Annotated in this window: 24 protein-coding genes; 10 read left to right on the top strand and 14 right to left on the bottom strand. The window is 65.9% G+C overall.

The genetic code is table 11. From position 1 onward, the window contains the following. Window positions 1–2 precede the first annotated feature (2 nt). Window positions 3–2,627, bottom strand: a complete 2,625-nt coding sequence (locus CYD53_RS25430; protein WP_103720893.1) for a DUF3772 domain-containing protein — start codon at window positions 2,625–2,627, stop codon at window positions 3–5. 481 nt (window positions 2,628–3,108) lie between these two features. On the opposite strand from CYD53_RS25430, the gene CYD53_RS25425 reads away from it, so the two are divergent. After that, window positions 3,109–3,576 carry a (2Fe-2S)-binding protein gene (locus CYD53_RS25425; RefSeq protein WP_103720892.1) on the top strand — a complete coding sequence of 156 codons (468 nt, stop codon included), beginning with the start codon at window positions 3,109–3,111 and terminating at the stop codon, window positions 3,574–3,576. Between the two features lie 120 nt (window positions 3,577–3,696). Next, entirely contained in the window at window positions 3,697–5,889 is a 2,193-nt protein-coding gene (locus CYD53_RS25420; RefSeq protein ID WP_103720891.1) for a xanthine dehydrogenase family protein molybdopterin-binding subunit, read from the top strand. Window positions 5,890–5,969: 80 nt separating this feature from the next. On the opposite strand, the gene CYD53_RS25415 is transcribed toward CYD53_RS25420, so the two are convergent. Further along, a complete protein-coding gene (locus CYD53_RS25415; RefSeq protein WP_103720890.1) occupies window positions 5,970–7,043 on the bottom strand; it encodes an ROK family protein in 1,074 nt (357 codons plus the stop codon). A 219-nt stretch (window positions 7,044–7,262) separates the two neighbouring features. Between CYD53_RS25415 and CYD53_RS25410 the strand changes: the two genes are divergently transcribed. After that, complete coding sequence (locus tag CYD53_RS25410) at window positions 7,263–7,739, top strand: DUF2938 domain-containing protein (RefSeq protein ID WP_103720889.1); 477 nt, start codon at window positions 7,263–7,265, stop codon at window positions 7,737–7,739. A 36-nt stretch (window positions 7,740–7,775) separates the two neighbouring features. On the opposite strand, the gene CYD53_RS25405 is transcribed toward CYD53_RS25410, so the two are convergent. Genes CYD53_RS25405 through gloB form a run of 3 tightly spaced genes read right to left on the bottom strand, consistent with a single transcriptional unit; the run spans window position 7,776 to window position 9,807 of the window. After that, on the bottom strand, window positions 7,776–8,537 hold the full coding sequence (locus tag CYD53_RS25405; RefSeq protein ID WP_103720888.1) for a GNAT family N-acetyltransferase: 762 nt from the start codon (window positions 8,535–8,537) through the stop codon (window positions 7,776–7,778). Then, a complete protein-coding gene (locus tag CYD53_RS25400; protein WP_103720887.1) occupies window positions 8,537–9,031 on the bottom strand; it encodes a cupin domain-containing protein in 495 nt (164 codons plus the stop codon). The genes CYD53_RS25405 and CYD53_RS25400 overlap by 1 nt, the downstream gene beginning before the upstream one ends. Before the next feature lie 11 nt (window positions 9,032–9,042). Further along, window positions 9,043–9,807 (bottom strand): hydroxyacylglutathione hydrolase, encoded by a 765-nt coding sequence (gloB, locus tag CYD53_RS25395; protein WP_103720886.1) that lies wholly within the window; start codon window positions 9,805–9,807, stop codon window positions 9,043–9,045. 235 nt (window positions 9,808–10,042) lie between these two features. On the opposite strand from gloB, the gene CYD53_RS25390 reads away from it, so the two are divergent. The 3 genes from CYD53_RS25390 to CYD53_RS25380 all read left to right on the top strand — a co-directional run bounded on the left by CYD53_RS25390 (window position 10,043) and on the right by CYD53_RS25380 (window position 13,509). Continuing rightward, the gene (locus CYD53_RS25390; protein WP_103720935.1) at window positions 10,043–10,810 is read left to right on the top strand and encodes a class I SAM-dependent methyltransferase; all 768 of its coding nucleotides are present in this window, start codon (window positions 10,043–10,045) and stop codon (window positions 10,808–10,810) included. Window positions 10,811–10,913: 103 nt separating this feature from the next. Continuing rightward, a complete protein-coding gene (locus CYD53_RS25385) occupies window positions 10,914–11,867 on the top strand; it encodes an acetyl-CoA carboxylase carboxyltransferase subunit alpha (RefSeq protein WP_103720885.1) in 954 nt (317 codons plus the stop codon). A 196-nt stretch (window positions 11,868–12,063) separates the two neighbouring features. Continuing rightward, window positions 12,064–13,509, top strand: coding sequence for a L,D-transpeptidase family protein (locus CYD53_RS25380; protein WP_103720884.1), 1,446 nt, complete (start codon window positions 12,064–12,066; stop codon window positions 13,507–13,509). On the opposite strand, the gene CYD53_RS30435 is transcribed toward CYD53_RS25380, so the two are convergent. Then, window positions 13,491–13,838: a hypothetical protein gene (locus tag CYD53_RS30435; RefSeq protein ID WP_181012024.1), complete on the bottom strand. Its 348-nt coding sequence runs from the start codon at window positions 13,836–13,838 to the stop codon at window positions 13,491–13,493. The genes CYD53_RS25380 and CYD53_RS30435 overlap by 19 nt on opposite strands. Here CYD53_RS30435 and CYD53_RS25375 point away from each other — a divergent pair. Then, window positions 13,741–14,667 carry a TorF family putative porin gene (locus CYD53_RS25375; RefSeq protein WP_342751740.1) on the top strand — a complete coding sequence of 309 codons (927 nt, stop codon included), beginning with the start codon at window positions 13,741–13,743 and terminating at the stop codon, window positions 14,665–14,667. The two genes, CYD53_RS30435 and CYD53_RS25375, sit on opposite strands and share 98 nt — an antisense overlap. Before the next feature lie 101 nt (window positions 14,668–14,768). Here CYD53_RS25375 and CYD53_RS25370 read toward each other — a convergent pair whose 3' ends face one another. Next, a complete protein-coding gene (locus CYD53_RS25370; protein WP_103720882.1) occupies window positions 14,769–15,251 on the bottom strand; it encodes a MarR family winged helix-turn-helix transcriptional regulator in 483 nt (160 codons plus the stop codon). A gap of 45 nt (window positions 15,252–15,296) precedes the next feature. Between CYD53_RS25370 and CYD53_RS25365 the strand changes: the two genes are divergently transcribed. Further along, window positions 15,297–16,190, top strand: coding sequence for an alpha/beta fold hydrolase (locus CYD53_RS25365; protein ID WP_103720881.1), 894 nt, complete (start codon window positions 15,297–15,299; stop codon window positions 16,188–16,190). A gap of 13 nt (window positions 16,191–16,203) precedes the next feature. Here CYD53_RS25365 and hemH read toward each other — a convergent pair whose 3' ends face one another. Next, the gene (gene hemH, locus CYD53_RS25360; protein WP_103720880.1) at window positions 16,204–17,262 is read right to left on the bottom strand and encodes a ferrochelatase; all 1,059 of its coding nucleotides are present in this window, start codon (window positions 17,260–17,262) and stop codon (window positions 16,204–16,206) included. Window positions 17,263–17,430: 168 nt separating this feature from the next. Here hemH and CYD53_RS25355 point away from each other — a divergent pair, with 168 nt between their 5' ends. Then, window positions 17,431–18,945, top strand: a complete 1,515-nt coding sequence (locus CYD53_RS25355) for a bifunctional metallophosphatase/5'-nucleotidase (RefSeq protein ID WP_103720879.1) — start codon at window positions 17,431–17,433, stop codon at window positions 18,943–18,945. Further along, a complete protein-coding gene (ung, locus tag CYD53_RS25350; RefSeq protein WP_103720878.1) occupies window positions 18,942–19,640 on the top strand; it encodes a uracil-DNA glycosylase in 699 nt (232 codons plus the stop codon). The genes CYD53_RS25355 and ung overlap by 4 nt, the downstream gene beginning before the upstream one ends. A 269-nt stretch (window positions 19,641–19,909) precedes the next feature. Here ung and CYD53_RS25345 read toward each other — a convergent pair whose 3' ends face one another. The 6 genes from CYD53_RS25345 to CYD53_RS25320 form a co-directional block, all read right to left on the bottom strand. Further along, a complete protein-coding gene (locus CYD53_RS25345) occupies window positions 19,910–21,142 on the bottom strand; it encodes a phenylacetate--CoA ligase family protein (protein ID WP_103720877.1) in 1,233 nt (410 codons plus the stop codon). 34 nt (window positions 21,143–21,176) lie between these two features. Continuing rightward, window positions 21,177–21,857, bottom strand: a complete 681-nt coding sequence (locus tag CYD53_RS25340; protein WP_103720876.1) for a zinc metallopeptidase — start codon at window positions 21,855–21,857, stop codon at window positions 21,177–21,179. A gap of 26 nt (window positions 21,858–21,883) precedes the next feature. After that, complete coding sequence (locus CYD53_RS25335) at window positions 21,884–22,729, bottom strand: ABC transporter ATP-binding protein (RefSeq protein WP_103720875.1); 846 nt, start codon at window positions 22,727–22,729, stop codon at window positions 21,884–21,886. 94 nt (window positions 22,730–22,823) lie between these two features. Next, on the bottom strand, window positions 22,824–24,155 hold the full coding sequence (locus tag CYD53_RS25330) for an ABC transporter substrate-binding protein (protein WP_103720874.1): 1,332 nt from the start codon (window positions 24,153–24,155) through the stop codon (window positions 22,824–22,826). 130 nt (window positions 24,156–24,285) lie between these two features. Further along, window positions 24,286–25,365: a branched-chain amino acid ABC transporter permease gene (locus CYD53_RS25325; RefSeq protein WP_103720873.1), complete on the bottom strand. Its 1,080-nt coding sequence runs from the start codon at window positions 25,363–25,365 to the stop codon at window positions 24,286–24,288. Between the two features lie 12 nt (window positions 25,366–25,377). Then, window positions 25,378–26,292, bottom strand: coding sequence for a branched-chain amino acid ABC transporter permease (locus tag CYD53_RS25320; protein WP_103720934.1), 915 nt, complete (start codon window positions 26,290–26,292; stop codon window positions 25,378–25,380). Window positions 26,293–26,369 lie beyond the last annotated feature (77 nt).

Genomic DNA, 26,369 nt, shown 5'->3' with positions numbered 1-26,369 from the left:
CATCATTCCTTGCTGTCGTCTTTCGCGAAGTCCCTGGCCGGTTCGGGCGAGGGCTGCGGCTCCGGAGGGGCCTCCTCCGTGGATTCGTCTTCGATCTTGTGGTGCCGCGCGCGACGGGCCGGCGCGGCGGACCTGGCCGGCTTGCGCGCCTCGATCTCGCGCCCCACCGCCTTGGCGATGCCGGCAAGCGATTGCTCGATGCCTTCCAGTCCCTTGACCGCGAGTTCGGGGACAGGCGGAGCAACCTCCATCTCGGCCAGGCGCTTGTGGATGACATAGTTGAGGTCGCTGGTCACGCGGCCGACGATATCGACCTCGGCGACGACGCAGATCAGGTCGAAATCCATCGTCGTGGTGCCGAGCTTCTTGAACAGCACGTTCGGCGGCGGTTTCTGCAGCACGTCGCCATGCGCCGTTGCGGCCTCCGCCAGCATGGTGCGGACCTCGGCGGGGTCATAGGTGCGCGGCACCACGATCGAGATCAGCACGCGCCCGGTCCGGTCGTTGCGGACCCGGTTGCGGACGACGCCCGAGATCAGGTTCGAATTGGGTACGATCACCGATGAGCGGTCGAAGGTCGCGATCTCGGTCGAGCGCACATTGATCTTCTTGACGATGCCTTCCGCGTCGCCGACCACCACCTGATCGCCGACACGGATCGGGCGTTCCCACAGCAGGATCAGGCCGGAGACGAAGTTCGAAACCACCGATTGCAGGCCGAAACCGATACCGACCGAGAGCGCACTGGCGACCAGGGTCAATCGTTCGAGACTGAGGCCCAGCGACGAGAAGGCGAGCGCGACCGCCGCCGCGTAGCCGAGATAGCCGGCGGCGGTGGTGATCGAATTGCGTAGTCCGGTGTCGAGCTTCGTCGTCGGCAGGAATTTGCCGTCGAGCCAGCCCTGCATCGAGCGCGTCGCCATCAGGCCGAGCGCAAACAGGAAGGCGGCGATGATGATCGAGGACAGCGAGACGGTGACGCCGCCGACCTGGAAGCCGAAGAAGGCGGCGCGCAGCGAGGAGAAGAAGTCGGCCGACTCCAGCCCCCAGGGCGCCAGCGCCAGCATGATCGTGACGATGATCGCGATCAGCTTGAGAAGACCGGTGCCGACCACCGCGATCTTCTGCAGCGTGGCCTCGCGGATACCGATACCGGCTTTCAGCGTCAGGGCGAAGCGGCCCTTGCCGGTCAGTGCCCGGGCGACACCGAGTTCGAGGAACTGATAGATCAGCATGAACAGGCAGGCGAGGACGCCGATCCAGAGCACCTGCTCGGTGAGGAAGGTCGCGAAGACGACATAGCCGCTGAGCGCCGCCAGCACGATGACAAGGCCGACGACCCAGCCCAGGATCCGCACCGGGCCGAGACTGGCGCCGTCGACGGGCACATAGGGGCCCAGGCAAGCCTCTTCCTCGACCTCGTCGTCATCGCGCAATCGATACAGGCCCGCGATCAGGGTCAGCGCGAAGATGATGGAAAAGGTGCCTTTGATCAGGATCGAGACCGCGAGCCCGGCCGCGATCGCCTGCAGCCAGGCTTCCATCACCTTGCCGATCGCCATCACCAGCGCGAGCGAGCTTGCGATCCAGACGACGGTGCGCGCAGTCGAATCCATCACGCTGACGAGGCGGCGCTGCGGCGTGCCGGGTGCGAAGAGAGCGTCGGCCAAGGCCTGGATGAAGGCGAAGCTGGCGAGCCCGATCACCACGGCCCAGACCACGGGCTGGATACGCGGCGGCAGCAATCCCGTGGTGTTGAGCGCGGAATAGATCAGCCAGCTCGCAAGGGCGGGAGGGGCCGCGCCGGCGACGAGATGGGTGAGCGCGACATAAAGGCAGTGCAGGCTGCCGGGGTCTTCCCTCGCGCCGACATGCGCCTTGAAGCGCGGCAGGTAACGGGCGCGGGCGACGTAGAGCAGGATCGCGCCGATGAAGGAGACCGCGACGAACAGACCGCGCGCGCCTGACAAGGCATCGCCGAAGACCGACAGCCAGCCGCCGAAGATATAGCCGGAGGCGCGCAGATCCTCCGGCAAGGTCGTCAGCGCATTGCTCCAGAGTTCCGGGCTGAGGATCGACGGGCCTGGCGCGAAGAGCGCCTTGGCGAAGAGATCGCGGCGCTTGTCGCTGATGCCGGTCTGGAGCTGCTCGGCCTGGAGCTGCGCCGCACGGGCTATCTTCATCGTCTCGTCGGCATCGGCGAAGGCCTTGGTGCGGACCTCGCGCTCGCGCGTGACCTCGGCGCTTTCGGGCGGCGCATTGGCGTCGGGCTTGGCGCCGAGCTGGTCGAGCCGCAACTTGGCCTGGTCGACGCGGGGACCCTGCTCCTCGACGATCCGGCGCAATTGCTCCAGGAGCGGTTGCAAGCGCAGCCTCTGGCGCTGCAAGTCGGAGTCGCTCGGGCTCGGGGCCGCCAGCGTCGTCTCGATCTGGTTCAGCTCGAGACGCGCGGCATCGAGCTTTGCCCGGCCGGAATTGGGGTCTGGCGTTTGGGCAAGAGCCTGAAGCGAGCCGAGGAGGAGGGCAAATAGCGCAGCCGCCAGCAAGGCCAGGAGGGCGTGCCCTGCGGGCGCGGCGCGACCATGGTTACGGGTGGGAAAGGGGGCTTGCCCCGCCTGCGCAGGCATTCCGGTCGCGCCTCGTTGAGACTGATTCGCTTGGAGGCCAACCCTCGCCTTGCGAGCGTCTTCAAGGCAAGGCAGCGAGGAAAAATGCGTGGTGGCCGGCAATGGGAGAACCTTGTTGCGCAGATGGGGCTGTTGGCGAAGAAAACATCACATTGCCGTGATGCCTGCGACCGGCGAGCCGAAGGCTGCGGCCGTCATTGACGACAAACAGGACATGAAGATGGCGTCGAAGCGGGAAATCCGGCGCATTCCGGCATTTGGTTGAGCCAAAACGCGTTTCGCCGAGGCTTTTACAGCGCCGCCATCGCCGCGAAGACTGGTTCTAGCGGGCGACGCGCTTCTAAGCTTCACTCTCCTCCAATCAAAAATTCGTCGCATGTCCGGCGGACGCATATGAGGTCCGTTGGACGAACACATGCTCCACGACGAGGCGCGCACGCGCTCTCGCCGCCCTTCTCATAGCGAAACCGGGAGGTTTGCAGTGGCGAAGCTTAATGTGAACGGCAAGACGCTCGATGTTCAGGCCGCGGATGATACGCCGCTGCTCTGGGTGATCCGCGAGCAGATTGGATTGACGGGAACGAAATATGGCTGCGGCGTCGCCCAATGCGGCGCCTGCACGGTGCTGATCGACGGGGTCGCGACACGGACCTGCGTCTTGCCCGTGAATGCGGTGACGCCGGAACAGAAGATCGTCACCATCGAGGGCCTGTCGCCCGACGGTTCGCATCCGGTGCAATTGGCCTGGATTGCTCATGACGTGCCGCAATGCGGCTTCTGCCAGAGCGGCATGATCTTGACCGCCGCCGCCTTGCTCCAGGCGAATCCGAAGCCGAGCGAGGCCGACATCGCCAATGAAATGACCAATATCTGCCGCTGCGGCACCTATACCCGAGTCAAGGCGGCGATCCTTGATGTCGCCGCCAGCGGCGCGCTCGGTCGCGGCTGATCCCTCGAGACCGCCGGCCGATTTGCTCCCTTCCAAAGAGTGTCCGCAGCACAGGGTCGAGCCTGACGGCTCCGGTAGCCATCGCCGCCCTCGCGCCAAAACCGAGATCTGGAGGACCACATGACATCCGCCTCGATCGCATCCTCGACGACTTTGTCCCGCCGCAGCCTGCTCGCGGGCTCGGCTGCCGCCGCCGGAGCCTTCAGTTTCGGCTTTGCCATCCCGCTGACGGGGGAGGCGCTGGCGCAAGGCGTCACGCCTGAAATCAATGCCTGGGTCGTCGTCCATCCCGACGACAAAGTGGTGATCCGGATCGCCCGCTCCGAAATGGGGCAGGGCACCTTGACCGGTCTCGCCCAGCTCGTCGCCGAGGAGCTGAACTGCGATTGGTCCAAGGTGACGACCGAATATCCCACGCCGGGACAAAGCCTGGCGCGCAATCGGGTCTGGGGCAATTTCTCGACCGGCGGCAGCCGCGGCATTCGCGAATCGCACGACTATGTCCGCAAGGGCGGTGTAGCGGCGCGGATGATGCTGATCCAGGCTGCAGCCAATGAATGGAAGGTGCCGGCCGCCGAATGCACGGCGCAGAAGAGCGTGATCACGCACAAGGCTTCGGGCCGCTCGCTGCGCTACGGCCAGGTCGCAGCCGAGGCCGCCAAGCTCGAGGCGCCCAAGGACGTCGCGCTCAAGGATCCGAAGGATTGGACGATCGCGGGCAAGCCCCTGCCGCGGCTCGACACCGCCGACAAGACCAACGGCAAGAAGATCTACGGCATGGACCTCAAGATGCCGGGGATGCTCAACGCCGCGATCAAGGATTGCCCGGTCTTCGGCGGCAAGGTGAAGAGTTTCGATGCCGCCGTGGTCAGGGCGATGCCGGGTGTCAGGCATGTCCTGCCGGTCGGCGAGAGCGGCGTCGCCGTGGTCGCCGAGACCTGGTGGCAGGCCAAGACCGCGCTCGATGCGCTGCCGATCGAATGGGATGAGGGCGAGAACGCCAAGGTCTCCAGCGCGAGCATCGCGGCCTGGCTCAAGGAAGGGCTGGACGCGCCCCAGGCGGCGATCGGCAATCAGGTTGGCGATGCGAAGGCCGCGATCGCCAATGCGGCCCGTACGGTCGAAGCCGTCTACAGCTATCCCTTCCAGAACCACGCCACGATGGAGACGATGAACGCCACGGCGCTCTATACGCCGGAGCGTTGCGAGGTCTGGACGCCGACCCAGAATGGCGAGGCTGCGCTCGCGGCCACGGCCGAGGCCTCGGGCCTGCCGCCGTCCAAATGCGAAGCCTACAAGATCGATCTCGGCGGCGGCTTCGGCCGGCGCGGCGCGGTGCATGACTGGGTCAGGCAGGTCGTGCTGATCGCCAAGCAGGTACCGGGCACGCCGATCAAGCTGATCTGGTCGCGCGAGGAGGACATGACGCATGGCCGCTACCACCCGATCACGCAATGCAAGCTGACCGGCGCGCTCGACAAGGACGGCAACCTGACCGGGCTGCATATGCGCATCTCCGGCCAGTCGATCCTGGCGGGCATCGCCCCGCGGAGCATCCAGAATGGCCGCGATCCTGCCGTCTTCCAGGGGCTCAACCCGCCTGGACCCGAGGCTTCGATCGGCTACGGTATCCCCAACCTCCTGATCGACCACGCCATGCGCAATCCGCATGTGCCGCCGGGCTTCTGGCGCGGGGTGAACCTGAACCAGAATACGATCTATCTCGAATCCTTCATGGACGAGATGGCGCATGCGGCTGGCAAGGATCCGCTCGAATTCCGCCGGGCGCTGATGAAGAACCACCCGAAGCATCTCGCGGTGCTCAATGCGGTGGCCGAGAAGGCGGGCTGGGGCAAGCCGTTGCCCGAGGGCGTCTATCGCGGCATCTGCCAGACGATGGGCTTCGGCTCCTATGTCGCTGGTGTCGCCGAGGTCTCGGTCAGTCCCGAGGGCAAGCTGAAGATCCATCGCATCGTGGCGGCGACCGATCCCGGCCATGTCGTCAACCCGGCGCAGATCGAGCGGCAGGTCGAGGGATCCTTCGTCTATGGGCTCTCGGCGGCGCTCTATGGCGAATGCACGGTCAAGGACGGGCGCATGGTCGAGGAGAATTTCGACGCCTACAACGTCCTGCGCCTGGACGAGATGCCGGCGGTCGAGACGGTGATCATGCCGTCCGGCGGCTTCTGGGGCGGTGTCGGCGAGCCGACGATCGCGGTCGCGGCTCCTGCCGTTCTGAACGCGATCTTCGCCGCGACCGGCAAGCGCATCCGCGACCTGCCATTGAAGAACGCCGATTTGCGCAAGGCGTAAGCTCGCGCCAGTCGAGGGAAAACGACCGAAAGAAGAAGAGACCCCGCGTCGCGCTCGCATAGCGCGACGCGGGGTCCGATTCAGGCGTTGCCCTTCGGCTTGGCCCGATTGCGGTAGCTCGCATTGCCGAGCCCGGTGCCGATCGTCAGCACGGCCCAGTGCTCGACATCCTGCATCCCCGGCATTTCGCTCAGGCCCTGGATGACGGCGTCGTTGTGCATCACGATCTGCGTTTCGTGCTCGCCGATCTCGGGCACCATCTCGCGGATGCTGTCGACGAGATTGAAGCGGCTGCTCTCCCAATTGCCGGGCAGGTTCTGCGCGCCGCGGTCGATCGAGCCATCGGGTTCGATCAGGCCGGGGCAGCCGAGGCCGATGAAGGGCGCGACTCGCAATCCAGCCTTCCGGGCCTGGCGGATCTGGCTGTTCAGCATCTTGCCGAGACGCTTGATCGCGGCGTCGCGGCTGGGTTCCTCGTCGATATGGCGCCAGAGCTCCGACTCCCAGACACGGGCCTTGCTCAGATCTGGCGCCTTGTCCTGGCGCAGCTCGACGATGCCGGCGCGGATGTTCGAGCCGCCGATGTCGACCGCGGCGAGGCTGTCATAGGCCTCGAAGATCCATTTCGGCGCGAGATGGGCGCTGCCGACGAGCCCGGCCTCGTCGGGATGATGGCGGATCGGCCTGAGGTCGATCTCGCGCCCCTCCGTGCGCAGGAGGATGCCGGCACGACCGATGGCGAGCTCGCCGATCCGGCTTTCGCGAAAGCCGCCGCCGACGGCGATGCGTTCGACGGGCGCCCAGGATTTGAGCTTGATGAAGCGGCGGATGACGAAGGCGAGCGACTGGGCGAAGCTCTCGATCGCGCTCAGCACGAGTGCGGCCTCATGCGGTTCGCCCTTGAGCAGCAGCTCATCCAGCTCCTTCTTGCTGAGCGCGGCCGTGTCGCCGGCGAGCGGATCGTCGCCGGTCTTGCGCAGATGCCGGCGCAGCGCGTCGAGGTGGTCGACGAAGGCGCTGCGGCTGGCCTTGTCGCCGACGAAGCCGTCCTGGTCGCGGATTTCGAGGTTGTAGCTGGTCAGATGGACGGAGGGCAGTTCCGCCAAGCCATGGGTTCCGTGATTGCGCGTCGTGTCGGCCGTGGCGGCGCCCATGCGAAGGTTCCTTGTCCTGCGGTTCAGTCTGGCAACCCAGGACGGCGCGCAGGGTTCCCCGGGGGAGGCACGATCGGAGCCGTCCTTGCATGTCCCGCATGAGCGCAGGGCGCTTGACCGGCCGCGCCGATATCCGCTCCATGGCGACAGGGTGGCCGAGAGACGATGCGGGAACGATCCTCGCAGCGCGGATCATCCTGCTCCAGGGGGGCGACGACGATGGAATTCCTGATCCGCGCGATCGTGATCGGCGCTGGCGCCACCTTGCTGCTCGATATCTGGGCGCAAGTGCTGCAACGCGTGGCCGGCTGGCCCGCGCCGAACTGGGCGATGCCGGGACGCTGGTTCGCGCATCTGCTGCGGGGACAATTCGCGCATGAGGACATCGGGCGGGCGCAGCCTGTCGCAAACGAACTCGCGATCGGCTGGGCGTTCCATTACGCCGTCGGCATCCTCTTCGCCGCCGTTCTCCTGGCGCTTTGGGGGCTCGGCTGGTCGCGCAGCCCGACTTTCGGTCCCGCGCTGATCGTTGGCCTCGTCACGGTCGGCTGCGGCTGGTTCATCCTGCAGCCGGGCATGGGGGCGGGCATTGCCGCCTCGAAGAAGCCCAATGCCTGGACGATCCGGGCGCTGAATATCGTCGGTCACATCGTCTTCGCGATCGGGCTTTACGGCACGGCGCTGCTGACCCGCTGAGCGACGGCCTCCTGGCAGGTCAATTCAACGGGCAGGTCAATCCAGGATGCGCGTTTCGTAGCTGTAGAGCCGGCGGAAGCCGAGGCGGTCGTAGAGGCCGATCGCGATCTCGTTGGTCTGGTCCACCTGGAGATAGGCGCTGCTGCAGTCCATGAGGCGAGCCCAGGACATCAGCCCGGAGACGATGCGCCGGCCCAGCCCGTGGCCGCGATGGTTGGCGTCGACCACGATCGTGCCGATCTCGGCCATGCCGCGCTCGGCGACGCTCATGCCGTAGGCGACGGGCTCGCCGGCGATCAGCAGGGTGGCGAAGGCGGCCGGCATCCTGATCTTCTCGACGATGGCGGCGAGATTCCCGGCATGGGTCTTCACGCCACTCTGGCGCGCGGCGACGCCGGCGATCCAGTCCGCGCCCGGGCGCGCCTCGATCTGGAGCTCGGGGTCGATCTCGGGCGCGACGCCGTCGAGGGCCGCGATCATGCCGAAGGACGCATCCTTGAGGCGATAGCCGCGCGCGATCACCTCGGCGCGCGTCGCCTCGCCGGTCAAGGGCGTCAGGCGCACCGAAGGCGGCAATCCGTCGGCCCGATAGAGCTCCTCGATCATCGCCAGCGTCGCCTCGTCAAGCTCGGCGCCGGGCTTCAGCGGCGTGGCGGCGTTGGCTCGGCCGGAATAGCCATTGGCGAAGCGCACCACCCAGTCGTCGATCAGCAGGGTCGCGGGCGCGGGCCAGGCATTGACGATGCGCCGCTCGCATTCGAGCGCCAGCGCGAGGTCGTCGGCAGTGTCGGATATCATCAGGCTCCCCAGGGCTTGCGCGGCGTCGGGCGCCAGCCCGGCGGCGCCATCTCGAATCCGGAAAAGGCGAAGCCGGGCGCGACCGTGCAGCCGACCAGCGTCCAGGCGCCCAGCGAGGTGGCGCTCTGCCAGCTGCCCGCCGGGACCACGAATTGCGGTCGCTGCCCGGCTCTCAGATCGGGGCCGAGATGATGCGCCGAGGCGTCATGGCCATTGGGCGAGATGCTGATCACCAGCGGCGCGCCGGCATAATGATGCCAGATCTCGGCGGCATCGACCCGGTGCCATTCCGAGGTCTCGCCGGTGTCGAGCAGGTAGTAGATCGCGGTGGAGAAGCCGCGCCCGTCGGGGCCGGCCTCGTCGCGGAAGGTTTCTCGGTAATGGCCGCCTTCCGGATGGGGCTTGAGCTCGAGCAGGCGGATGACCTCGGCCGCGCTCAGGCCGTCGAGTGAGGAACTGCCTTCGAGCGAGGAATAGTCGGGCGAAGAATTCATGCCGGCTGTCCTCAGAATGCGTTCTTGGCTTCGCGCAACGCTGCGAAAACCTCGCCGGGAGCGGCGCCGGCCTTGCCGACTGCCGCTGCAAGCGCAGCTTCTCCTGCGCGGAAGAAGGGGTTGGTCGCCTTCTCCTCGCCGATCGTGGTCACCGCCCAGAAACGGCCTTCCGCCTTGGCGGCTTCGGCCTGGGCATAGCGGGCCTTGAGCGCGGCATTGTCGGGGTCCATCGCGACGGCGAAACGGGCATTGGACAAGGTGTAGTCATGGCCGGTGATCAGGCGGACATCGTCGGGCAGCGTCATGATGCGGCAGAGCGAGGTCCACATCGCCGCCATCTGGCCGGGCTGGACTCGCCCGCAGCCCATGACGAAGACGACATCGCCGACGAGCGCCAGCTTGGCGCCGGCGCTGGCGAAGGTCAGGTGGCCGCCGGAATGGCCCGGCGTGTGCCAGATCTCGAAGACGGCATTGCCGAGCTCGACGCGGTCGCCCTCGCCGAGGACGCGGTCGAGCGGAGCGGAATCGGCGGCGTCGGCCGGACCGCAGACGAAAGCTCCGGTCGCATCCTTCAATTCGGCCACGCCTTGCGTGTGGTCGTGATGGGCGTGGGTGACGAAGATGTCGCTGATCGTCCAGCCCTTGGCCTTGGCGGCGGCGAGGATGGGAGCGGCATCGGGCACATCGACAGCCGCGCAGGCTTTCGACGCCGGGTCGAAGATCAAGGCGCCGGCATTGTCGCTGAGGGTGCGGAAGACATGGAGATCGAGGGGCATGCGAAGCTCCGGCACAGGCGGGCAGGACAGGGTGCCGCCCTGAATGCGCCATGGCCCGGCTTCTATCAAGTCGAGTGGCTTGCAAGCCGCAGGTGCTGACAAGCCTTTCGACTCGAGGCGCCAGATTCAGGCCTCCCCACAGCATGCGAGGGAAGGGGCGTTCAGCCGAGCCTTCGCTTGGCAGCCTTCGCCTGCAGCCCTTGCTTTGGCTGCGCTGCCGTTCCATCTCAGGCTCATGCCACTCGACGTCGTCGATCTTCGCGCCTTCTATGCCAGCCCGCTCGGCCATGTCGCGCGGCGGTTCATCGGCAGGGCGATGCTGCGCTTCTGGCCCGACTGTTCGCGCCAGCGCGTGCTCGGGCTTGGTTTCTCCACGCCTTACCTGTCTGTGCTCGGCCTTGGCGCGGAACGGGTGCTTGCCTTCATGCCGGCGGCGCAAGGCGTGGTGAACTGGCCCTCCGAGGGCTTGTCGGCCTCCGCGCTGGTCGAGCCGACCTTGCTGCCCTTGCCCACGGCCTCGATCGACAGGGTGGTGCTGGTGCATGCGCTGGAGGAGACCGAGAGCCCCGACGATCTGCTGGAAGAGGTTGGACGCGTGCTCTCGCCGGGGGGACGGATGATCGTCGTCGCGCCTAATCGCCGCGGACTCTGGGCGCGGATGGACGGCACGCCCTTCGGCCATGGCCGCCCGTTCAGCCGCTCGCAGCTCCAGGCGCTGATGCGTGCCGCCGAATTCTCGCCCGAGAACTGGGCCGAGGCGCTCTACGTTCCACCGCTGAAACGGCATCTGCTGATGCGTTCGGCGCCCGCCTGGGAACGGGTCGGCGCAGGGTTGTCCCTGCCTTTCGCCGGCGTCCACGTCATCGATGCGACCAAGCAGTTCTATCGCCGCGCGCCCTTGCGCGCGACGCGGCGCAGCTTTGCCTTCCGGCCGATTCTGCTGCCGCGACCGACCCCGACGCAGCGCGTGGCAAACCCGCCGGGAGACGGTACGGCGGGTTGACAACGGCCGCGACGCGCGGCCAAGGTCCGCCGCTTTTCGCGAACCCGGTTCCGCCCCTGCGCCACGCGCGGACCTGCCGGCGCGGAACCTGAACTGGATCACGATGCGAAGCTATTTGGATTTCGAGAAACCGGTCGCCGAACTTGAGGCGAAGGCGGATGAATTGCGCGCCCTCGAGGCGAAGGGTGAAGGCTATGCGCTCTCCGAGGAGATCGGCAAGCTCGACGCCAAGGCGAGCCAGGCGTTGAAGGAAATCTATGCCGCGCTGACGCCTTGGCAGAAGACGCTGGTCGCGCGCCATCCGCAGCGCCCGCACTTCAAGGATTACTGCGCGGCGTTGTTCACCGAGTTCACGCCGCTCGCGGGCGACCGGGCTTTCGGCGAGGATGAGGCGATCGTGGGCGGTTTCGGCCGCTTTCGCGGCGAAGCCGTCTGCATTGTCGGGCAGGAGAAGGGCGACTCGACCGAGACCCGCATCCGGCACAATTTCGGCATGCCCAAGCCCGAGGGCTATCGCAAGGCGGTGCGCCTGATGGAGATGGCCGGTCGTTTCGGACTGCCGGTCCTGAGCTTCATCGACACGGCCGGCGCCTATCCCGGCATCGAGGCGGAGGAGCGCGGCCAGGCCGAGGCGATCGCGCGCTCGACCGAAGCTTGCCTGGGATTGCGCACGCCGAGCGTGGCGCTGGTGATCGGCGAGGGCGGTTCGGGCGGCGCGATCGCGATCGCCGCGGCCAGCCGCGTGCTGATGCTGGAGCATGCGATCTATTCGGTGATCTCGCCGGAGGGCGCAGCCTCGATCCTCTGGCGCGATACGAAGCGTGCCCAGGACGCTGCGACCGGCATGAAGATCACCGCGCAGGACCTGCTGAAATTCGGCGTCATCGATCGCATCATCAGCGAGCCGGCGGGCGGCGCGCATCGCGATCCTCAGATGGCTATGGTGCGGGCGGGCGATGCCATCGCCTCGGCGCTGTCGGATTTCACAGGCGTCGGCGCCGAGGATATCGTCAGCCGCAGGGCGGAGAAATTCCTCGCCATCGGGCGGGCGATCTGACCTTGGGCGAAGCCTTTCTGCGGTGTGTCGACGGCCACCGCCGTTAGGAAGGCGTTGACCATATGGCTATGACGGAGCAGCCTGTGGTAAGGAACCCTCAAGGCTAACGCTTCTACAACTGAGCCGCCGGCACAATTTGGCCGTGTTGCATAGTCAGTGGTCGTGCTTCCGCCGGCCGTTCGATGGGATTGACGACGTGGCATTCAAGCACTTCGCGCTCGTGGCTTTCGTTGCATTGTCGCTGGGCGCCTGCGAGGAGGACCGCTATCGCGGCTCCGCCAGGCATAATATCCCGATTCCGTCGGCGACCTATGCGCTCATGTCCGAGAAGGGCATGAGCAAGGATCAGCCGATCCTGATCCGCTCCTACAAGAAGGAGTCGGAGCTCGAGATCTGGAAGCGCAAGGCCGACGGGCAATATGCGCTGCTCAAGACCTTCCCGATGTGCCGCTGGTCCGGCCAACTCGGCCCGAAGGTGCGCGAAGGCGACCGCATGGCGCCAGAGGGCTTCTACGCCATCACGCCGGCGCAGATGAACCCGAACTCGGCTTATTACGTCTCCTTCAACATGGGCTACCCCAACGCCTATGATCGCTCCTATGGGCGCACCGGCGCACATCTGATGGTGCATGGCGCCTGCTCCTCGGCCGGCTGCTATTCGATGACCGACGATCAGATCGGCGAGATCTACGCGCTTGTCCGCGAGGCGCAGAATGCCGGCCAGAAGGCGGTGCAGATGCAGGCGCTGCCCTTCCGCATGACGCCGGAGAATCTGGCCAAGCATAGGCTCGATTCCAACATCGCCTTCTGGAAGAACCTGAAGGAAGGCACCGACTATTTCGAGGTCACGAAGAGCGAGCCGCCGGTCTCCGTGGCGGGCGGCCGTTATGTCTTCAGCAACGGCGCCGATCCTTCCGTCGCCCAGGCCGTGCAGCAGAAGCGCCAGCAGGACGAGGTTCAAGTCGCTGCGCTCGTCGCCAAGGGTACGCCTGCGATCAAGCTGATCTATGACGATGGCGACTCGCATGCGTCGTTCAAGCGCACCCTCGTCGCCGGCGGTTCCGATTCGCTGAACCGCACGGCGACCTGGGCTTCGCGCGATGTCGGGGTCAGCCGGCCCGACGCCATCACCAGCGGTCCGCGCGTGGTGGTGCTCGACAATCTGGGCAAGCCGAAAGCCGAGTTTCGGGCGGCGTCGGCCGACAACGACGCCGTGCTCGCTGCGGTCGCTGCCGCGCCCGACCTGAATCAGGTTGAGACCGCCAGCATCGCCAAGCCGAGCCCGGCCAAGGTCGAGGCGCAGCCAAGGGCCGTGACTGGCAAGCCGGCATCGGCTGCCGCAACGCAGGTCGCCAAGGCCACTGCAGGCAGCGCTGCCGCGCCTGTGGCGATCGATGCACAGCCTGCCCCTGCCGCGCCGGCCGCCGTGCCCTTCTATCAGCGAGCGCTCAGCTTCGTTCCGCTGATCGGGGGCTCGCAGCAGCCGGAGCAGGCGCAGCAAACCACGCCGGTGGCTTCGGTCGTGCCGGATTCGCCGACCAATATCCGGGCTCCGCTGCCACCCCGGCGCGCCACAGGCCTGCGCACCTCGCGGCTGGATCAGCCGGACGCGGCCTATTCCAGTCAGCCCATGACACGCTGATGGGTTGCATCCGGGCGCTCGCGCCCGGTATGCGTGACGGAAATATCACAGCATTCTGCTTTGTCGGCGAAGCCCGTTTTGAATGCATCGAAACGTGACTCTGACCGGGATATTGCCCGCTTCATGAGCAAGCTGCCGAAAAGCTCGGCTTGCTGAATCAGGCGTTCCATTGGCTTCATAATGGCGAAAGCGCGGCACGTTGCGCTGGCATTTCGACATTTGACGGAGCTGATGATGGCTTTCGATTTCTTCCGGTCTTCTGTGGCGGGTGCAGCGTTCTCTCTGGCAATGCTGTCGGGTGCCGCGCATGCATCGGATCTTCCGAGCAAGAAGGGTGCTCCGGCTGCACCGGTGCCTCCGGCGATCACCTGGTTCGATATCGCCGTTACCATCAAGGCGACGACCGACTATAATTTCCGCGGCATCTCTCAGTCGGATCGCAAGCCTGCCATCCAGGGCGGCGCGGAACTGCAGATCTACGACAATCTGTTCTATGCTGGCGTCTGGGCCTCGAGCGTCGACCTCGTCACCAACCCGCCGGCAGAAATCGATTTCACCGCTGGTATCCGCCCGAAATTCGGCCCGGTCTCCTTCGATATCGGCGTGATCCAGTATTACTACCCGGATGAGAGCCGCTATATCGACAATCTCGGCACGATCTGGACACCGAAGAACACCGATTTCATGGAAGTCGCCGGCAAGGTCTCCTATAATTGGGAAGACAAGGTCACGATCGGCGCCAACGTCTTCTATTCCTGGAACTGGCTGGGTACCGGCGCGAGCGGCACCTATGCCTCCGGCACCGCCAAGTACAACCTGCCCTTCCTCGAAGGTCTCTCGGTCTCGGGTGAGTTCGGCCGCTACTGGCTCGGCACGACCAACACCAACATCGCCTTCCCCGTCGCGATCCGCCTGCCCGACTACAATTACTGGAATGTCGGTCTGTCCTACACCTGGAAGAACCTGACGGCGGATATCCGCTATCACGACACCAACCTGTCGAAGAGCAAGTGCTTCACGCTGACCTCCGATCCGAGCGGCATCACGCGCGGCAATGCCGGCGGGGCCTACTCCTCGAAGTGGTGCAACCCGACCGTGGTCGGCTCGCTCTCCTTCGACATCACGGCAAGCAGCCTCGGCGTCTTCGCGCCGAAGTGAGCGCAAGCACTACGATCTCAAGCGGCACGATCTGATGACAACAGGCCGCCCGGAAGGGCGGCCTTTCTCGTGCGAGCTTCGCTAGCGCTCGGCGTTGGCCTTCACCCCTCGAGCGCCTTGGCGACGCGGCGCATCATCTCGCCGACCGCATCGCATTCGGCATCGCTGAGCACCGTCATCATCGCCTCGATACGCGCGACATGGATCGCCATGGCCTTGCGCGTCATCGCCTCGCCCGTCGGCGTCAGCCAGAGCCTGCGGACGCGGCGGTCGGTGTCGTCGCCGCGCCGCTCGACCAGTTCGCGCCGCTCCAGCTCCGGCAGCAGCATGCTCATGGCGCTGCGGCCGACGAGGAGCTTTCCGGCAAGCGCCTGCTGTGTCAGGCCCGGCGTGTGGAAGATGTTCGCAAGCACGTCGTAATGCGCGACCTGAATGCCGAGCGGGGCGAGGGCCTCGCCGAAGACCTTCTTCCAGAGCTGGTGGACGCGCGCCACCGCGATCCAGTTTCGGAAGCGCGGCAGGTCCCAGGGCAGGGTCTGGGTCGCGACGAGGCCCGTCTCGTCAACCTCTTGCTTTTTGTTCATGGATGAACATAATAGTTCAGCGCTGAACTAACGCGAGTATGAGCCATGGCTGACATTGCACTCCGTCTGTTGCGGCCGTTGATCCGGGCCTCGAGCTTCCTTGCTCCCAAGACCAGTGGCCGCCTCGCCTTCAAGGCCTTTTGTACGCCGCCGCGACGCCCACAGGGAAACGCCAATCGCAAGGGGGCGGTCAAGCCCGCGAGCACGCGGCTGCAGGCGGGTGAGGCGGTCTCGATACCGTTCCCTTGTGGCTCGGTGGCGGCTTATGTCTTCGATCCGCCCGGCGCCGATCCGGTGGAGCAACGCCCGACCGTGATCCTGGTTCATGGCTGGACGGGTGCCGCCGTCTTCATGACCGCTTTCGTCGCGCCTCTGCTGGCAGCGGGCTTCCGCGTCGTGGCCTATGATCTGCCGGCCCATGGCGCCTCGACCGGCAGCGAGCTCAACATTCCGATCGGGGTTGCGAGCCTGGCGGCCGTCGCGCGCGCCTTCGCCCCGGTGCATGCCATCGTCACGCATTCCTTCGGCGGCGCGATCGCGCTGGCGGCGCTCGCCGGCACTGTTCCCGGCCAGCCGGTCGTCGAGGCGAAGCGCCTGGCGATGATCGCCGCGCCCTCATCGATGACGCTGGTGACGCGTCGCTTCGGCGCCACGATCGGCCTTGGCGCGCGCGGGCAGGCGGCGCTGGAGCGGCGTATTCATGTCGTCGCAGGCGCGCCGGTCACCGCTTTCGAAGGGGCGGGCCAATTGGCCTCGCTCGGCTTGCCGGCGCTGATCGTCCATTGCCGCGACGACAAGGAACTCGGCTTCCATCATGCCGAGGCCCTGGCGACGGCAGGGCCCTTCGCCAGGCTCGTGCCGATGAGCGGGCTCGGGCATCGCCGCATCCTGCAGGCGAAGCCGGTGGTGGAGGCGGTGACGAGCTTCGTGACGGCCTGACCCTGGGGCTGCCTCAGACCCAGCCCATCAATTCGCGCCGGACCAGGGCTTCGAGCACGTCGATGCTTTCAGCGGAATCATTCAGGCAAGGCAGGTAGGCGAAGCGCTTGCCGCCATTATGCATGAAGATCTCGCGGTTCTCGACATCGAGTTCCTCGAGCGTCTCCAGGCAATCGGCCGAGAAGCCCGGTGCAACGATGGCAAGTGATTTGGTGCCCGCCTGCGCCAGCGCCTTGACGGTCTCGTCGGTATAGGGCTGCAGCCATTCATCGGGTCCGAAGCGTGACTGGAAGGTCAGCCTGAAGCGCTCGGCCGCCAGCCCGAGTTCCTCGCGCAGCAAGCGCCAGGTCTTGACGCATTGGCAGTAATAGGGGTCGCCCTTGAGCAGATACTCCTTGGGCATGCCATGGAAGGAGCAGAGGATGATCTCGGGATCGAAATCGAGCTTCGTCAGCGAGCTGCGCATCGAGGCGGCCAGCGCTTTGATATAGGTCGGATCGTCATGATAGGGCGGGGCGACACGCACCGCCGGCTGCCAGCGCATCTCCATCAGGGCACGAAAGGCCTGGTCGCAGGCCGTGGCCGTGGTCGGCGCGGCATATTGCGGGTAGAGCGGCACCAGCAGGATGCGGTCGCAGCCCTGGTCCTGCAGCGCCTTGATCCTGCTTTTGGTATCGGGGAAGCCGTAGCGCATCGCCCAATCGAAGATGACGCGCTCGCCGGTCACGGATTTCAGGCGTTGGACGAGCTGTTCAGTCTGCGAGCGCGTGATCGTCTTGAGCGGCCCCTCATTGCGCTCATTGTTCCAGATCGAGGCGTAGTCCTTGCCCTTGCGGCCCGGCCGCGTGGTCAGGATGATCAGATTGAGGATCGGCCACCATTTCCAGCGCGGTTCCTCGATCACCCGCCGGTCGGAGAGGAACTCCTTGAGATAGGCCCGCATCGGCTTGTAGCTCGTGCCCTCCGGCGTGCCGAGATTCATCAGCAGGACGCCGATGCGCCCGGCCGCGACCTTGGGGTGGTCGGGGGGCATGGCCGGCATCTCGGCGGCTGGACTGGTCTCGACTGTCATGGCGCGGACTTTCCTTTGCCCGTGATTTAGACGAGTTCCGGTTTTCGTCCAGTCGCGAAGCGCGCCAGGCAGGGGGGTGCGACACTGGCGAACAAGGCTGAGCCCGCACTGGTCAATGCGGCCCGGGCTTTGCTAGTTTGCAGCGGTTCTCAAGCAGAGGCTTCCGCCATGTCCACACTGACACGCCGCAAGGCGCTCGGCGTCATCGCCGCCCCGGCAGCGCTCGCCGCGACCGGAACCATGGCGCAGGTGCCGGCTCCCGCCTTCACGCTGCTTCTGGTCAACGACATCTACAAGATGAGCGACGACAAGGGCAAAGGCGGTTTCGCGCGGGCTGCCGGCATCGCCCGGGCCGAGCGGGCCAAGGGCGTGCCGGTCCTGTTCTGCCATGCCGGCGATTGCTACTCGCCCTCGCTGATGTCGGGCTTCGACCAGGGTGCCCATATCGTCGCGATGCAGAACAAGATGGGGCTCGATGTCTTCGTGCCGGGCAATCACGAGTTCGATTTCGGCAAAGAGAACTACCTCAAGCTCGTCGCCGCCCAGACTTATCCGACTTTCGCCGCCAATCTGCGTGATGCGGCCGGCAATGTCTTGCCCGGTCACAAGGATTCGCAGATATTCGAACTCGGCGGCGTCAAGGTCGGCGTCATCGGCACGACCTATGATCCGACGCCGCAGCTCTCCAACCCCGGCGATCTGAAATTCTCCTCGACCATGGAGGCGCTCCGGCGCGAGGCGCGGGTCTTGAAGGCGCAGGGCGCCGACATCCTCGTCGCCGTGGTTCATGCCGAACGCCGCACCGATCTCGAAATCGTGCGCTCGCGCGTCGTCGACATCGTGCTGACCGGCCACGACCACGACCTTGCCATCGCCTATGACGGCAAGGTGGTGATGGTGGAGTCGAATGAAGAGGGCAATTACGTCACCGCGATCGACATCGCGGTGAGCATCACGGGCGAGGGCGCGGCCCGCCAGGTCTCCTGGTCGCCGACCTTCCGGGTCAATGACAGCCGCGCGGCCACGCCCGACCCCGAGGTCGCCGCGATCGTGAAAGGTTACGAGACCGAGCTCTCGAAGGAGCTCGACGTCGAGATCGCGACGCTCGCCGCCCCGCTCGATTCCCGCACCGGCGTCATCCGCACGCAGGAGACGGCGATCGGCAATCTGATCGCCGACGCCATCCGCGCCTCGACCGGCGCGCAGCTCGCCATCACCAATGCCGGCGGCATCCGCGCCAACAAGCAATATGCCGCCGGCTACAAGCTGACGCGGCGCGATGTGCTGAGCGAACTGCCCTTCGGCAACGCCACGATCATGGTCCAGATCACCGGCAAGGATGTGAAGGACGCGATCGAGAACGGGCTTGCCCCCGCCCCGCAGGGCTCGGGCCGCTTCCCGCAGGTCTCCGGGCTCAGCTTCGAGGCCGACATCAAGCGCCCCGTCGGCCAGCGTGTCGTCTCGATCAGCGTCGAGGGCAAGCCGATCGACGAGGCGGCGAACTACACCGTCGCCTCCAACAACTTCATGCTCGCCGGCGGCGACGGCTACAGCTCGCTGGCGCGCGGCAGGACGCTGATCGGCCTGACCGACGGCAAGCTGATGGCCAATGAGGTGATGGTCTATCTGCGTCGGCTCGGCACGATCGACGCCAAGGTCGAGGGCAGGGCGACCCTGAAGTGAGCGGCTATGAGGCGGCGCTCGCCGCGTTCCTGGCGGCGCCGGTCTCGGAAGGGTGGCGCGATCTCGCCGTGTTCCGCGACGGGGCGGCGGCACGGGCCTGCATTCGGGCGGATGCGGAGGTCGCCGCCGGCCATGTCGTGGCCCCGACGCCGGGGCGGATCTTCGCGGCGCTGGCGGCGACGCCTTTCACCGGCGTTCGTGTTGTCATCCTGGGCCAGGATCCCTATCCGACGCCGGGCGATGCCAATGGTCTCGCCTTCTCCTATGTCGGCTCGCCGCCCTTGCCGCGCTCGCTCGTCAATATCTACCGCGAATTGCAGGACGATCTCGGCGCGGCGGGGCCTGTGAGCGGCGATCTGACGGCGTGGGCGGGGCAAGGCGTGCTCTTGCTCAACACCGCGCTCACCGTGCGCGAGGGGGCAAGCAAGGCGGGCTCGCATCTGGCGCTCGGCTGGGGCGCCGTCACCGATGCGGTCATCGCCGGCGTTTCCGAGCGCCGGCCCCATGTCGTCTTCCTGCTTTGGGGCAATCCGGCTCAGGCCAAGCGCGGATTGATCGATGAGACGCGCCATCTGGTGCTGACGAGTCCGCATCCCTCGCCGCTCTCGGCGCGGCGCGGGTTTTTCGGGTCGAAGCCGTTTTCACGCGCGAATGCCTGGCTGGAAGAGCGGGGGGAGAAAGCGATCGCCTGGTGAAGACGCGCGGGGAACCCTTCTCCTGTAAGGAGAGGGGCAGGGGCGAGGTGTAGGCCGTTTGACGCTTTCGCCATGACCTCACCGTCGCTCCATCGTCATTGCGAGCGCAGCGAAGCAATCCAGGAAGGCTCGCTCTACGTCCTCTGGATTGCTTCGCTGCGTTCGCAATGACGGCAAGGTCGTTACGCAACTGGTCCAAGGGCCTACACCTCACCCTGCCCTCTCCTTACAGGAGAGGGTTCCCCGCGCCCTTTCAGCAATGCAGCGCGCTACCCCACCGGCCGCTCGTCCGCGATCACCTTGCCGTCATTCGGCAAAGCTCCGAGCGGCAGGATTTCGACCGCGCCTTTCAGCTTGGTGACCTGCTGCAGGGTCGAGGAGACCGCGTCGATAAACCCTGCGGGCTCGGCATAGATTTCGGCCTTCAGCGTCATCGTGTCGACCTCATTGGCGCGGCCGACGACGAGGCGCAGCTTGGCGATCTCGGCATGGCGCCTGGCGATCTCGGCAACCTGCTCGGGCCGCACGAACATGCCCTTGATCTTGGCCGTCTGGTCGGCGCGGCCCATCCAACCCTTGATGCGGGTATTGCTGCGCCCGCACGGGCTCGCCCCCGGCATGACGGCGGTGAGATCGCCGACCGCGAGCCTGATCTGCGGGTGGTGCGGGTCGAGATTGGTGATGACGATCTCGCCGACTTCGCCCTCCGCCAGGGGATCGCCGGTGCCCGGCCGCACGATCTCGACGATCAGGTTCTCGTTCAGCACCATTCCCGCGCGTGCGCTCGTCTCATAAGCGATCACGCCGACATCGGCGGTGGCGTAGAGCTGGTAGGCGTCGATGCCGTGCTCCTTGACCCAGGCCTGGAGCGAGGGCGGGAAGGCCGCACCCGAGACCACGGCGCGTTTCAGGCAGGTGATGTCGACGTCGCGTGCCTCTGCCGCCTCGATCAGGATCTTGAGGAAATCGGGCGTGCCGGCATAGCAGGCCGGGCGGTAGGCCGAGATCACCTCCATCTGCTGCTCGGTGTTGCCGGGGCCGGCGGGGATCACGGCGCAGCCGAGCGCGCGCGCGGCCGAATCCATGATGAAGCCGCCCGGCGTCAGATGGTAGCCGAAGGTGTTGTGCACGACGTCGCCGGCCCGGAAGCCTGCAGCGTAGAGCCCGCGGGCCGCGCCCCAGGGATCGCTGCCGGTGCCTTCCGGCTCGAAGATCGGGCCGGGCGAGGTGAAGAGCCGGCCAAAGGAGCCGAGCGGCGCCGAGACGAAGCCGCCGAAGGGCAGGGCGGTCTTCTGGAGCGCGGGCAGATCGGCCTTGCGCAGGATCGGCAGGGTGGAGAGTGCATTGCGATCGGTGATCGCGGCCGGGTCGACGCCGGCGAGCCGCTCGGCATAGGCCGGGGTCTCCAGGGCGGCCGCGAGCACAGCCGGCAGGCGCGCGAAGAGATCGGCCTCGCGGGCGTCGGGCGAGCGGGTTTCGAGGGCGTCGTGATGCTCGCTCATCGGTCAAATCCTCACGAAAACGGGCCGCCTCGTCTCAGCGGATGATCCGCAGCAGGCGGAGAAAATTCAGAAGGCCGATCAGGGCCCCGGCGACATAGGTGAAGGCGGCGGCGCGCAGCACGCCGCGTGCGGCGGGCAGGTCGCGCGAGTCGAGATAGCCGTCGGCGGTCAGGATCGGCAGCGCCTTGCCGAAACTGGCGTCGAGCTCCAGCGGCAACGTCACCAGATGCACGACGAGCCCGACGCCGAGCAGCGCAATGGCGAGGCCGAACTGCATCAATCCGATCGAGGGCACGCGGGTGAGGATGGCGACGAGCGGGGCCGTGATCATGATCCCCATCGCGACCTTGTCGAAGATGCCGAGGAAGCGGGCGAGCGCGGTCCGCCAGGCAAAGAGCACGCTGCCTTGATGATGCTGGATCGCATGGGCGACCTCATGGGCCGCGACCGCGACGGCAGTGATCGAGCGCCCGTCATGATTGTCGGGGGAGAGCCGCACAGCGCGGGCGCCCGGATCGTAGTGGTCGCCGCCGGGCGTCGACTCGACGGTGACCGAACCGAGCTGGAAGCGGTCGAGGAGATGGCGCGCGAGCTCCCCGCCGGTGCCGGGCAGGTCGGGCCGGTCCGAGGCGTGCCGGCTCATCTCGTGACGGACCCAGGCTTGCGGCCCGAAGACCAGCAGGATCACCAACAGGGCGAGGACGAGATAGAGCATGGGATGCCGCCTTGCGTTCCATCGGCTCAGGAGAGCCAGCGCTTGCGGCGTTTATAACTTTTGACCTCGCGGAACGACTTTTTGTTGCCTTCGGCGACGCCGAGATAGAACTCCTTCACGTCCTCGTTCTCGCGCAGCATCGCAGCTTCGCCATCCATCACGACGCGGCCGGTCTCCATGATGTAGCCATAGGTCGCGTAGCGCAGGGCCATGTTGGTGTTCTGCTCGGCGACGAGGAAGGAGACGCCGTCCTCGGCATTGAGCCGGCGCACGATCTCGAAGATCTCCTCGACGATCTGGGGGGCGAGCCCCATCGATGGTTCGTCGAGCAGGATCATCTTGGGCTTCGACATCATGGCGCGACCAACCGCGCACATCTGCTGCTCGCCACCCGAGGTGTAGCCGGCCTGCGAGGTCCGGCGCTGCTTCAGGCGGGGGAAGAGCTCGTAGATCTTCTCCAGGTCGCGCTTGATCGCGGCGTTGCCGTCGCGGCGGGTGAATGCGCCGGTCAGCAGGTTCTCCTCGATCGAGAGATGGCCGAAGCAGTGCCGCCCCTCCATCACCTGGATGCAGCCGCGCCGGACCAGCTCGTTGGGCGACATCTTGTCGACGCGCTCGCCCTCGAACACGATCGAGCCCTTGGTGACCTCGCCGCGCTCGGCCTTGAGCAGGTTGGAGATCGCCTTCAGCGTCGTGGTCTTGCCGGCCCCGTTGGCGCCGAGGATCGCGACGATGCCCTTGCGCGGGACATGCAGGGAGACGCCCTTCAGCACGAGGATGACGTGATCGTAGATCACCTCGATATTGTTCAGCGACAGGATGTTGTCGGTGGCGGCGTTTGTGTTGGGCGTTTCGAGTGTCGCTATCGACATGGCGGTTCCCCGGCAGTGGGCAATCGACAGTCGGCAGTCGGATCAGCTGCCGGAAAAACCGACTGCCGATTGCCCACTGCCGACTGCCGTCAGATCAGGACGACTTCTCGCAAGGCTCGGTCCGCTTCGGCCAGCCGGTCGCCTTCTCCACATAGTCCTTGGCGTTGGCCTCGATCAGCGGGCGGACCTCGTCCTTGAGCGGCTCGAGCCAGTCGCCGGGCTTGGTCCATTTGGTGCCGTCCCATTCCGCGACATAGGCCTTGCTGTGGCCGGAGTGGTCGGTGCAGGAGATGGTGGTCGGCGTGGCGAAGCCTTCCATGCCGATCTCCTTCAATCGCGCCGCGGTGATGTTCAGGCTCTCCAGGCCGCGGCGCATGTCCTCGGCATTGATCACCTTCTTGCCGGTGAGCTTCTGCGCGTTGCGCATCGCCTCGACGACGAGCATCGAGTTGTAGACGCCGCGATTATAGAGGTTCTCGCCGACCTTCTCCTTGGCGGCGAGGCTCTTGCCCTTCTCCACGACGTATTTCTGGATGTCCTGGATCGCCGGGAAGTTGGTGCCCGCCGCGTTCAGGTTGAGCGATTTGTAGCCCTTGGCCTCGGGGCCGCCGGCACGTGCGTCGTCATCGCCGCCGGCCCACCAGACGCCCACCAGCTTGTTGATCGGGAAGTTGTTCTTGATCGCCTCCTTCACCGCGGTCGGGTTCATCGCGCCCCAGCCCTGGTTGTAGAGGTAGTCAGGCCGGTCGCGCCGGATCGAGAGCCAGAGCGAGCCCTGGTTCTGCATGTCGGCGGCGGCCACCGGATAGATCTTGAGCTCGAAGCCGTATTTCTTGGCGAGGTTCTCGAGCACAGGGATCGGCTCCTTGCCGAAAGGCGCATCGAGATGGATCAGGCCGAGCTTCTTGCCCTTGAGCTTGTCCATGCCGCCGAGCTCGGCGGCCATGTGCTTCACCATCAGTGAAGCGCCATCCCAATAGGTGAAGGGCGGGATGAAGACCCAGGGAAAGTTGGTGCCATCGGCCGAAGCGGAGAGGCCATAGGCCATCGACAGGATCGGGATCTTGTCGATATGGGCGCGCGGAATGGCAGCAAGCGTCGCGCCGGTCGACCAGGGCGAGTAAAGGATGGTGTTCTTCGACTTGGCCTGCTCGTAGCATTCGATCGACTTCTTGGTGTCGTAGCCGGTCTCGCATTCCTCATAGACGATCTTGACGCCGTTCACGCCGCCGTCGCGCTCGTTGATCATCGTGATGTAGTCGCGCATGCCGTCGCCGATCGGAATGCCGGAGCCCGAGAACGGGCCGGTGCGATAGGCGTTGTTGGCGAAGTAGACGCTGTCCTGGGCAAGGGCCGGAGCGACTTGCGCGCTCGCGGCGAGGAGCGCGCCCAGCGCCGCCCCCTTCATCAGCTTGGTCGTCTTCATGATGGTTCCTCCGTCGTTTCCACCGATCCTGGCCTTGAACGCCGGATCGTCTCCGCTTCGCCTGCCGCATTGAGACCGCGCAGGTCGTTTTGTTGGGCTCCTCTCCGCCGCGCCGGGGAAAGGGCCGACCTCAATAGGGGAAGGGCCATGTCCGCAATTTCTGCTTCCCTATCTGCCAGAGCCGCGCGAGGCCGTGCGGCTCGACGATCAGGAAGGTGATGATCAGCGCGCCGACGAGCATGAAGGTGACATGCTCGGCTGCAGCGCCCGAGAGCGGGACGCCGAGCGCCGGCAGGCCGAACTTCAGGATGGTCGGCAAGCTGGCGATGAAGGCGGCCCCGAAGAAGGAGCCGATCAGCGAGCCCAACCCGCCGATGATGACCATGAACAGGATGTTGAAGGAGAGGCGGATGTTGAAGACGTCGGCCGCTTCGCCGCCGCCATACCAGAAGAAGATCATCATCGCGCCGGCGACGCCGGCATAGAAGGAGGAGACCGCGAAGGCGGTGAGCTTGGCGTTGAGCAGCTTGATGCCCATCAGCTCGGCGGCGATGTCCATGTCGCGCACCGCCATCCAGGAGCGGCCGAGCTTGCCATGCACCAGGTTCGAGGCGAACCAGGTCAGGCCTACGACCAGAACGAGGCAGACGAAATAGCGTGTCTCGGGGCTTGCCGAGGCGCCGGTGATGGGGAGGCCGAAGAGCGTGCGCTGCGGCACCTCGATCGCGCCCGAGGCGTTGTAGTTGAACAGCCAGGGCACGCGCACGAAGGCCCATTGCAGGAAGAACTGCGCGGCAAGCGTCGCGACTGCGAGATAGAAGCCCTTGATGCGCAGCGAGGGCAGGCCGAAGAGCACGCCGATCGCCGCCGAGAACAGGCCGGAGACCAGCACGAGCACGATGATGTTGATGCCGGGAAAGGCGGTCGTCAGCTTGTAGGCGGCATAGGCGCCGACGCCCATGAAGGCGGCGGTGCCCAGCGAGATCAGCCCGGTATAGCCGGTCAGGATGTTGAGCCCGATCGCGGCAAGCGAGAACACCAGGAAGGGGATCATCACCGAGGAGATGAAGAAGTCGTTGCCGATCAGCGGCACGCCGATGAAGGCGAGCGCCAGGATCACGGCGATGCCAATCCGGTCCTGCCGCAGCGGGAACACCGCCATATCGGCGGAATAGGTCGATTTGAACTGGCCGGCTTCGCGATAGAACACGGTTTCAGCCTCTCAGATGCGTTCGATGATCTTGTCGCCGAACAGCCCTTGCGGGCGGAACAGCAGGAAGCCCAGCGCGATGAAATAGGCGAGCCAGCTCTCGATGCCGCCGCCGATCAGCGGACCCCAGTAGAACTCACCCATTTTCTCGCCGATGCCGATGATCAGCCCGCCGACGATGGCGCCGGGGATCGAGGTGAAACCGCCCAGGATCAGCACGGGCAGGGCCTTCAGCGCCACGATCTCGAGCGCGAAGGAGACATCCGAGCGCGCGCCCCACATGATGCCGGTGATCAGGGCGACGATGCCGGCGGTGAACCAGACGATGACCCAGATCTGGTTCAGCGAGATACCGACCGAGAGCGCTGCCTTGTGGCTGTCGGCCACGGCCCGCAAGGCCCTTCCGATGCGCGTATATTGGAAGAAGGCGGCGAGAGCGGCGATCATGATCGAGGCGATGACGGCCGCCGCGATGTCGATCTTCTGCAGCGAGACCAGGCCGCCGAACAGTTTCAGGTCGATCGCGCCCTTGGGCAGCCAGAGCTGGTCGGCGATCATCTGCTTGGGGTTGCCGCCGAACAGCGCCTCGCCGAAGCCGATCAGGAAATAGGTGATGCCGAAGGTCGCCATGAACAGGATGATGTCGGGCTGGTTGACCAGCGGGCGCAGCACGACGCGTTCGATCGTGACGGCGAGCGCGAACATCACGCCGAGCGTCAGGATCACGGCGAGGAAGGCCGGCACGCCCTTCTCGTAGAGCCCGACCAGGGTCAGCGCCGCAAACACCACCATGATGCCCTGGGCGAAGTTGAACACGCCCGAGGCCTTGAAGATCAGCACGAAGCCGAGCGCGATCAGCGCGTAGAGCACGCCGGAGACGAGCCCCTCCCAGATCGTCTGGGCGAGCAGGTCCGGCGCCTGGACCATCTGCTGGAACGGGTCGATGAAGACCTTGTAGAGCGTGCCGGAATCGTCGAACTGCGCGCCCAGGATCGCGGCCGCGA

It is taken from the genome of Allobosea psychrotolerans (genome assembly GCF_002917105.1).
Classification (GTDB): domain Bacteria; phylum Pseudomonadota; class Alphaproteobacteria; order Rhizobiales; family Beijerinckiaceae; genus Allobosea; species Allobosea psychrotolerans.
Note: the sequence above shows the minus strand (reverse complement) of the source record. Positions and strands in the feature narration are given on the sequence as shown.

Coding starts and splice junctions, on each gene's coding strand:
- CYD53_RS25375 (WP_342751740.1), top strand. CDS start 13,741: ATGATGGCTTTCGATTTCTTCCGGTCTTCTGTGGCGGGTGCAGCGTTC.
- CYD53_RS25335 (WP_103720875.1), bottom strand. CDS start 22,729: ATGTCGATAGCGACACTCGAAACGCCCAACACAAACGCCGCCACCGAC.
- hemH (WP_103720880.1), bottom strand. CDS start 17,262: ATGACAGTCGAGACCAGTCCAGCCGCCGAGATGCCGGCCATGCCCCCC.
- CYD53_RS25330 (WP_103720874.1), bottom strand. CDS start 24,155: ATGAAGACGACCAAGCTGATGAAGGGGGCGGCGCTGGGCGCGCTCCTC.
- CYD53_RS25420 (WP_103720891.1), top strand. CDS start 3,697: ATGACATCCGCCTCGATCGCATCCTCGACGACTTTGTCCCGCCGCAGC.
- CYD53_RS25385 (WP_103720885.1), top strand. CDS start 10,914: ATGCGAAGCTATTTGGATTTCGAGAAACCGGTCGCCGAACTTGAGGCG.
- CYD53_RS25405 (WP_103720888.1), bottom strand. CDS start 8,537: ATGATATCCGACACTGCCGACGACCTCGCGCTGGCGCTCGAATGCGAG.
- CYD53_RS25365 (WP_103720881.1), top strand. CDS start 15,297: ATGGCTGACATTGCACTCCGTCTGTTGCGGCCGTTGATCCGGGCCTCG.
- CYD53_RS25390 (WP_103720935.1), top strand. CDS start 10,043: ATGCCACTCGACGTCGTCGATCTTCGCGCCTTCTATGCCAGCCCGCTC.
- CYD53_RS25345 (WP_103720877.1), bottom strand. CDS start 21,142: ATGAGCGAGCATCACGACGCCCTCGAAACCCGCTCGCCCGACGCCCGC.
- gloB (WP_103720886.1), bottom strand. CDS start 9,807: ATGCCCCTCGATCTCCATGTCTTCCGCACCCTCAGCGACAATGCCGGC.
- CYD53_RS25320 (WP_103720934.1), bottom strand. CDS start 26,292: ATGGTCCAGGCGCCGGACCTGCTCGCCCAGACGATCTGGGAGGGGCTC.
- CYD53_RS25355 (WP_103720879.1), top strand. CDS start 17,431: ATGTCCACACTGACACGCCGCAAGGCGCTCGGCGTCATCGCCGCCCCG.
- CYD53_RS25400 (WP_103720887.1), bottom strand. CDS start 9,031: ATGAATTCTTCGCCCGACTATTCCTCGCTCGAAGGCAGTTCCTCACTC.
- CYD53_RS25370 (WP_103720882.1), bottom strand. CDS start 15,251: ATGAACAAAAAGCAAGAGGTTGACGAGACGGGCCTCGTCGCGACCCAG.
- CYD53_RS25410 (WP_103720889.1), top strand. CDS start 7,263: ATGGAATTCCTGATCCGCGCGATCGTGATCGGCGCTGGCGCCACCTTG.
- CYD53_RS25415 (WP_103720890.1), bottom strand. CDS start 7,043: ATGGGCGCCGCCACGGCCGACACGACGCGCAATCACGGAACCCATGGC.
- CYD53_RS25430 (WP_103720893.1), bottom strand. CDS start 2,627: ATGCCTGCGCAGGCGGGGCAAGCCCCCTTTCCCACCCGTAACCATGGT.
- CYD53_RS25340 (WP_103720876.1), bottom strand. CDS start 21,857: ATGCTCTATCTCGTCCTCGCCCTGTTGGTGATCCTGCTGGTCTTCGGG.